This is a genomic window from Kineococcus vitellinus (genome assembly GCF_009906315.1).
Classification (GTDB): domain Bacteria; phylum Actinomycetota; class Actinomycetes; order Actinomycetales; family Kineococcaceae; genus Kineococcus; species Kineococcus vitellinus.
In genome coordinates this window covers 1-6991 of sequence record NZ_JAAALL010000234.1, presented here as the reverse complement: position 1 = coordinate 6991, position 6991 = coordinate 1, and the positions used below count along the sequence as shown (strand labels likewise).

The window sequence follows — 6991 nt, the reverse complement described above, 5'->3', positions numbered from 1 at the left end:
CGACGACTGCGAGCAGCCGCCTAGATCCATAGACCTGCAAAGTTGACCCTCGGTCTCGAAAACCTCCACCCCCGCTGGCGAGCAGGAAGTGGAGGAACAACACCAAAGGAATCCCCGACCACCACCCCAAGTGAGTGGCGGCCATCCGGGGTTGATTGATTTGGCATCAACACTTGGCACACTGTTGAGTTCTCAAGAACCGGACGCACGACTGTCAACCGCTTTCGCGGCTTCTCGTCTGCGGACTTCGTCCAGCTTACCGGACCCATCGGGCCGGTCAGGACGCTCCACCTTCATCGGCCGGTCCGGGGCGCACTTGAGCGACCGGAGCCGGTTGATGTTGTCGGAGACTGTCCCCACCTGCTGCGCGAACCGGCCGGTGACCCGTCCGTTCCTCCGCGCTGCGGTGTGACAACTACGTTAACGACAGCCCAGCGGAGGGTCAAATCCGTGCGGCGCCGCCGGCGCTAGGCGGCGATCGACAACGAGACGGTCGGCGCGGAGGCGCGTGCCGCACCGGCTGCCGGCGCGAACCCGGTCGTCGTGGTGAGGTCCGTGACGAGCGTCCCGCTGCGGGCGAGCAGGTCCACGAGCGCGAGGCCGAGGGCCGCGCAGACCGCGGCGAGCACCTCGGAGGAGGGCTCCTTGCGGCCGCGCTCCACCTCGGACAGGTAGGGCAGGGACACCCGGGCGCTCGCGGCGACGTCGGAGAGGGTGCGCCGCTGGGCGAGCCGCTCGTCGCGCAGCACGGCACCGAGCACGTCGCGCAGCAGGGGGTCGGGGCGCCGGCGCACCCGGCGGGTGGGGACGAGCGTCAGCTTCGGCACCGCGGGACCTCCTGCTCGGGTCCTGCGCAAGCTACCCGCGGCGGTCGCACGGGCGCGCGGCTGTCCGCTGTGGGCGTACGCGATCGCCCGCCGCGGAGCCGGCCGGCACCCCCCGGGTCAGCGGCGGCCGTGCGCGGTGGCCATCGCCACCTGCTCGTCGATGACGGCGGAGATGCGCGCCTGCACGGCGTCCAGCTCGCGGACGACGTCCGCGGTCGTCGCGATGCCGGTGGAGACGGCGGCGCTGGAGGCCTGGATGCCGGAGACCTGCTCGGCCACGCGCCGGGTCGCGTCGGCGGTCTCCCGGGCCAGGTCCTTGACCTCGCTGGCGACGACCGCGAAGCCGCGGCCGAGCTCGCCGGCGCGCGCGGCCTCGATCGTGGCGTTGAGGGCGAGCAGGTTCGTCTGGTCGGCGATGCCGGAGATGATCTCGATGACCTCGCCGACGGCGGCCGACGCGCGGGTGAGCGCGTCCACCTCGCTCGTCATGGCGGCGGCCTGGCCCACGGCAGAGTCGGCGACCCGGCCGGCGTCGGCGACCGCGTCGCGCAGGCGGGAGACGGTGTCCAGCAGGGCCGTGGACGCCCGGGCGTTCACCTCCGCGCGCGCCAGGACCTCCAGGCGCTGGGAGACCAGCTGCTGCACGTTGCGCAGCGCGGCGGCCCGCGAGTCCGACAGCTCGATGACCTCGGTGGCGAAGAAGTCCATCGTGCCCACGACCCTGCCCTCGAAGCTGATCGGGAAGCACACGCCCGACTTCACCCCCGCGCGCTGGGCCGCCGGGGCCCGCACGCAGTCGGTGACCTGAGCCAGGTCGGGGACGAAGACCAGGTCGCGCGCCCGCCAGGCCCGCCCGGACAGCCCCACGCCCTCGGCGAAGCTCGCGGACAGGGTGACGCGGCGGAACTCCTCGCCCGCCGAGCCGGACTCCAGCAGGAACCTCAGCGTGCCCGACCCCTCGTCCAGCGCCCAGTAGGAGCCGTAGGCCCAGCCGAACGCCTCGCGGACGACCTCCAGCGCGCGCCGCAGCGCGTCGTCCTGCGCCTGGGCCTCGCCCACCGCCGTGACGACGGTCGTGACGGCCTCGCGGTCGTCGAGCGTCTCGCGCAGCGTCGCCGCGTCCAGGACGCGGCGGCGCGCGTGCGCGGCGACGCGGGCGATGGCCTTCCACTTCTCGCTGCGGCCCCCGAAGAAGGGCAGGGCCGACAGGCCGTAGAACTCCTGCAGCGCCACGACGCGGCCGCCCTCGACGACGGGCATCTGGCAGCCGTGCAGGGCTCCCCCGGCCCGCGCGGCGCGCCAGCGGGCGCAGTCCCGGTCGCTGTCGGCGCGGCACTCGACGGGTTCGCGCGCCTGCAGCGCCCGCCCGGCGCAGCCGTCGGAGGTGCCGACGGCGACGTCGCGGGTCGCGGCCATCGCCGGCGCCAGCGCGCCGACCTCGGCGGCCAGCCGGAAGCGGCCGTCCGGACCGGGCAGCCACACCGCGCCGTAGGCCAGGTCGAGGGCCTGCACGAGGGCGCGCACCCCCGCGAGGTGGGCGTCCAGCTCGCCGTCGACGCCGCCGTCGAAGGCGGCGAGCACCGCCTCCAGGGCCTCCACGTCCCGGGGCGCGGGCGTGCCGCCCGCCTGCGGGGTCGAGCTCCTGCGTCCGAACATGCTGCGTCCTTCGCGTCCCTCGCCCGGGTGTGCCTGCTCCCTCCCATCGGCCGCCGGCGGCCGGCGGTTGAGGCCTCAGCGCGACAGCGCGGTGCGCAGGGCGGCCAGACCCCGGTGGGCGTTGCTGCGCACGGTGCCGGTGGTGACGTCGAGCAGGTCGGCGATCTGCTCGTCGGGCATGTCCTCGAAGTGGCGCAGCACGAGCACCGTGCGCTGCTTGGTCGGCAGGGTGCGCAGCGCGGTGAGCAGCTCGTCGCGGTCGGCCAGCTGCCCGGTGCCGTCCGCGCGGCCGGCGTCCGGCAGGTCCTCGGCGGCCACCGGGCGTTCCCGGCGGGCGGCGCGGCGCCAGAAGGACGTCGAGGCGTTGACGACCATCCGGTTGACGTAGGCGACCGGGTCGTCGGCGCCCTGGACCCGCTTCCAGTGCAGCAGCGCCTTCGCCAGGACGTCCTGGACGACGTCCTCGGCGGTGTCGGGGTCGCGCAGCAGTCCCCGCGCCAGCCGCACGAGGGCCGGGCCGCGGGCGGCGACGAAGTCCTCGAAGGCGAGCACCTGCGCCTCGCCACCCGCCTCGACCACCGCGGTCATCGTGCCGCACCGCCCGCCGCGCGCAGGCCGGAGGCCCGCTCGAGCGCCTGCCGCGCCAGCGTCGCGGCCTGCTCGACGGTGCCCCCGGGCTCGGAGTGGTAGCTGGTCACGCCCACGCGGACCACGAGCTGCCCGCTGCGGGCGGCGACCACCGCGCGCCAGCTGGGGTTGGTGCCGGACTGCACCTGGGCGAACAGCGCGACCGCCTCGTCGACGGCGACGTCCGCGGCGACGTCGGCGGCGACGAGGGTCCAGCGCGAGGTCTCCACCGCCTCGACGGTGCAGGAGCCCGCCTGCTGCTCGGTCTGCGAGAACCACTGCTCGGCCTCGTCGCCCTCGAAGACGAGGACGTCCAGGCCCACCTGCTCCGGCGTCGGGCGCAGCACCGTGGGGGTGCTGCCCCAGCCCGCCGAGCGGCCGGCCGCGATCGAGGACGTCCCGCCGTAGGGCTCGTCGCGGCACAGCCCGGTGGCGGTGCCCGTCGAGACCGGCACCGGTTCGACGCCCTCGACGACGGCCTGCACGGCCGCGGTGTCGAGCAGGGCCGCGTCCGGCACGGCGGTCGCCGCCGGCTGGACGGCGACCCGCTCCTGCGGCCACTGCGAGAGCGCGGCGGGGCCGGCGAGGGCGAGGACGGCCACGACCCCCGCCAGCCCCTGCCGGCGCCGGCGGAGGGTGCGGGCGCGCCCCCGCGCACCCGCGGTGAGCGCGGACACGTCGACGTGCGGGTCGGCCGCGCCGGCGCGCTGCAGCGCCCGCACGACGTCCTCCTCGTCGACTCCCCTCGCGTGCTCGCGCACCGCTCCTCCTCCTGCTCGCACCGGACCCGCCGTCCGGGGGCCGCGTGCAACAGACGCCTCCGGCGCCGCGTCCGTTGCACCGTGAGCACCACGACCTCGAACCGGCACCGGACCGCGGCCCTCGCCCTGCTGTGCGCGGGCGCGCTGGCCGCCTGCGGCTCCCCCGCCGCGGCACCCGCCGCGAGCACGACGACCACCGCGACCGGCACCGCGTCCACCGGTGCGGCCGCAGCGGTGGACCCGGGCGCCGACGGGGCGCTCGCCGACCTGGCGCGCCGGCGCGGCGCGCAGGCCGTCTCGACGACCCCCGCCACCCCCGACCACCCCGGCCTCGCCGTGCTGGCGGCCACCACGGGCGGGACGTCGACGACGGTGACCCTGCTGGCGCGCGAGGGCGCGGGCTGGCGCACCGAGTCCGAGCTGACGGCCGGCGCACCGCTGCTCGCCGACCGCGAGGGCGGCGCCGTCGAGTGGCGCTGGCTCACCGGCGGCTTCGCCCCCGACGCGGTCGTCTCCCTGCGGGGCGGCACGCTCAGCGGCGGGGTCGACGCCGTGATCGCCCGCCGCGAGGACGACGGCCGCTGGCGCTTCGTCCCGCTGGAGGGCCAGCACGAGGGCGTCGCCACGGCCGACGACGTCTACGCCGCGAACCCGCTCTTCGACGACAGCTCCACCTTCGTCACCCGCGAGCAGGCCGGCGGGCAGGTGGTCGTCACCTACTGGGACTACGCGGTGGGCGCGGACGTGGCGTGGTTCACGAAGTCGCCGGGACCGCGGTCGCAGGGCTGAGGAGCACCGCGGGGCGGGGGGTCAGGAGGCGCCGGGCAGGTCGCCGGCGGCCAGCACCGAGAAGTCGTCGTCGCCGCGCCCGGCGCGCTGGGCGGCCAGCAGGGCCTGCGCGGCCACGGTGAGCGCGGGCAGCGGCAGCCGGCTGGTGGCGAGCATCAGGCCGGTGTCCTTCAGCAGCAGGTCGGTGGAGAACTGGGTGTCCTCGAAGCGCCCGCTGCGCAGGTTCGCGCCCTTCATCGCGGCGATGGGCCCCAGGCCGGTGCCCCGCAGCGTCGTGAGGACCTGCTCCAGATCCAGCCCGCCGGAGGTGCCCAGCCGCACCGCCTCGACCAGGCCCTGGAAGGAGACCGCGAGCGCCAGGTTCGCCACGAGCTTGCCGGTCGCGGCGGCGGCGGGGTCGTCGAGGACCTGCAGGCGCTGCGGGTCCGCCCACAGGGCGACGAGCGGCAGCGCCCGCGCGGTGTCCTCGGGCGCACCGCCGACGAGGACGCCGAGCGCGCGGTCCCGGGCCGGGCCGAGGGAGCCGACGACCGGGGAGTGCACGTAGCGCACGCCGCGCTGGCGCGCCCAGCCGGCGAACGCGCGGGCGTCGGCGGGCGCGACGGTCGTGACGTCGACCCAGACGGCGTCGGGGCCGAGCGGCAGGTCGGCGCCCAGGACGGCCTCGCGCACGGCGTCGGGGCCGAAGAACGCGGTGAGGACGACGTCGGCGCCCTCGACGGCCTCGGCGCTGGAGGCCGCGGCGGTGGCGCCGGCGGCGGCCAGGTCGGCCGCCGGGCCCTGCGAGCGGTTCCACACCCGCACGTCCAGGCCGGCCTGCACGAGGTGGCCGGCGAGGACGCGCCCCATCCGGCCCAGGCCCAGGAAGGCCACCGGTCCGGCGGGTCGCTGCTGGGCCGGGGGCGCGGGCGTCGCTGGCGTCGGGGGCGTCGTGGGCACGGCGGGACCCTACGCCCGCCGCCCGGGAGCGGCTCCCCGGCGGCGGGGCTCGGGTGCTCGCGGCGCGCGCGGGTGCGACGGACGCCGGAGCCGGGCAGGGACGTTCGGCGGACGCCCCCCGGCGGGGGGCCTCCCTACCCTGTGGCGGTGAGCGCACCCGTCCTCCCGCCCGCCTCGCGGGTCTCCCGCTGGCGGTTCGCGCCGCGCGCGCGCGACGTCGTGGCGATCGTGCTGTCCCTGCTCACGGTGCCGGCGTGGTTCCACGCGCTCGTGCACGGCCCGCAGAGCACCGAGGCCGCGGGCCCGCTCGTCGTCACGGGCGCCGAGCTGGACCTGGCCGCGGTGGGGGTGCGCCACGTCGTCCCCCTGCTCGTGGCGCTCGCCTGCTGCGCGGCGCTGTGGTGGCGGCGGCGGCACCCGGTGCTGGTGTGCGCGATCGCCCTCGCCGTCGCGCTCGTGCTCGCCTTCGACGGCGCCGTCTTCTTCGCGCTGCTGACGGTCGCCGTCCGCCGCCGCGACCGGCTGCTCGTGCTGCTCTCGCTCGTGGCGCTCGTGGCGGTGACGTCCACCTCGCTGCGCACGTCGACGGACGGGTGGGGGCTGGCGCTGACGGTGGGGGCCGTCGCGGTGGCGCTGTGCGTGTTCGTCGGCGCCTTCGTCGGCGCGCGCCGCGACCTGGTGCGCTCGCTGCGCGAGCGGGCCGAGCGCGCCGAGCACGAGCAGGTGCTGCGCGCGGAGCAGGCGCGGCTGGCCGAGCGCACCCGCATCGCGCGGGAGATGCACGACGTGCTGGCGCACCGCATCTCGCTGGTGGCGCTGCACGCGGGCGGGCTGGAGGTGCGCCCCGACGTGGGCGCCGAGCAGGTGGAGGCGACCGCGGCGACGATCCGGGAGACCTCCCGGGCGGCGCTGGAGGACCTGCGCCGCGTCCTGGGCGTGCTGCGCACCCCCGGGACGGGCTCGGCGGCCGCCTCGGCCGCCGAGCTGGCACCGCAGCCCACGCTCGTGGACGTGCGCCGGCTGGTGGAGTCCACCCGCGAGGCCGGGGTGGCGGCGGAGTTCCGCACCGACGTGCCCGTGCACGCCGACGTGCCCGCGGAGCTGGGGCGCACCGTCTACCGGGTGGTGCAGGAGGCGCTGACGAACGTCCACAAGCACGCGCCGTCCGCGCCGACCGTGGTGACGGTCTCCGGTGAGGTGGGCCGGGAGATGCTCGTGTCCGTCGTCAACGAGCGGCCGCGGGGGACCTCCGCGGGGCTGCCCGGTGCGGGCTCGGGCCTGGTGGGCCTCTCGGAGCGGGTGGGCCTGGCGGACGGCACGATCACCAGCGGCCCCGAGCCCGACGGCGGGTTCGCGGTGCGGGCCAGGCTGCCGTGGCGGGTGCCCGGGGGC

At 77.1% G+C, this 6991-nt stretch carries 7 protein-coding genes; 2 read left to right on the top strand and 5 right to left on the bottom strand.

The genetic code is table 11. The features are described from left to right. Positions 1-467: 467 nt before the first annotated feature. The 4 genes from GTQ99_RS17430 to GTQ99_RS17415 form a co-directional block, all read right to left on the bottom strand. Entirely contained in the window at positions 468-827 is a 360-nt protein-coding gene (locus GTQ99_RS17430) for a helix-turn-helix domain-containing protein (protein ID WP_338075062.1), read from the bottom strand. A gap of 117 nt (positions 828-944) precedes the next feature. Then, the gene (locus GTQ99_RS26265) at positions 945-2483 is read right to left on the bottom strand and encodes a methyl-accepting chemotaxis protein (protein ID WP_166616997.1); all 1539 of its coding nucleotides are present in this window, start codon (positions 2481-2483) and stop codon (positions 945-947) included. Positions 2484-2558: 75 nt separating this feature from the next. Then, positions 2559-3062, bottom strand: a complete 504-nt coding sequence (locus GTQ99_RS17420; RefSeq protein WP_338075061.1) for a SigE family RNA polymerase sigma factor — start codon at positions 3060-3062, stop codon at positions 2559-2561. Positions 3063-3067: 5 nt separating this feature from the next. After that, positions 3068-3871 (bottom strand): hypothetical protein, encoded by an 804-nt coding sequence (locus GTQ99_RS17415; RefSeq protein ID WP_166616995.1) that lies wholly within the window; start codon positions 3869-3871, stop codon positions 3068-3070. A gap of 81 nt (positions 3872-3952) precedes the next feature. Between GTQ99_RS17415 and GTQ99_RS17410 the strand changes: the two genes are divergently transcribed. Next, the gene (locus GTQ99_RS17410; RefSeq protein WP_166616994.1) at positions 3953-4660 is read left to right on the top strand and encodes a hypothetical protein; all 708 of its coding nucleotides are present in this window, start codon (positions 3953-3955) and stop codon (positions 4658-4660) included. A gap of 21 nt (positions 4661-4681) precedes the next feature. Here GTQ99_RS17410 and GTQ99_RS17405 read toward each other — a convergent pair whose 3' ends face one another. Continuing rightward, positions 4682-5599, bottom strand: coding sequence for an NAD(P)-binding domain-containing protein (locus GTQ99_RS17405; protein ID WP_205707692.1), 918 nt, complete (start codon positions 5597-5599; stop codon positions 4682-4684). Between the two features lie 147 nt (positions 5600-5746). Here GTQ99_RS17405 and GTQ99_RS27095 point away from each other — a divergent pair. After that, positions 5747-6991, top strand: a 1245-nt coding sequence (locus GTQ99_RS27095) for a histidine kinase (RefSeq protein WP_166616993.1), incomplete at its 3' end; no start/stop codon positions are given.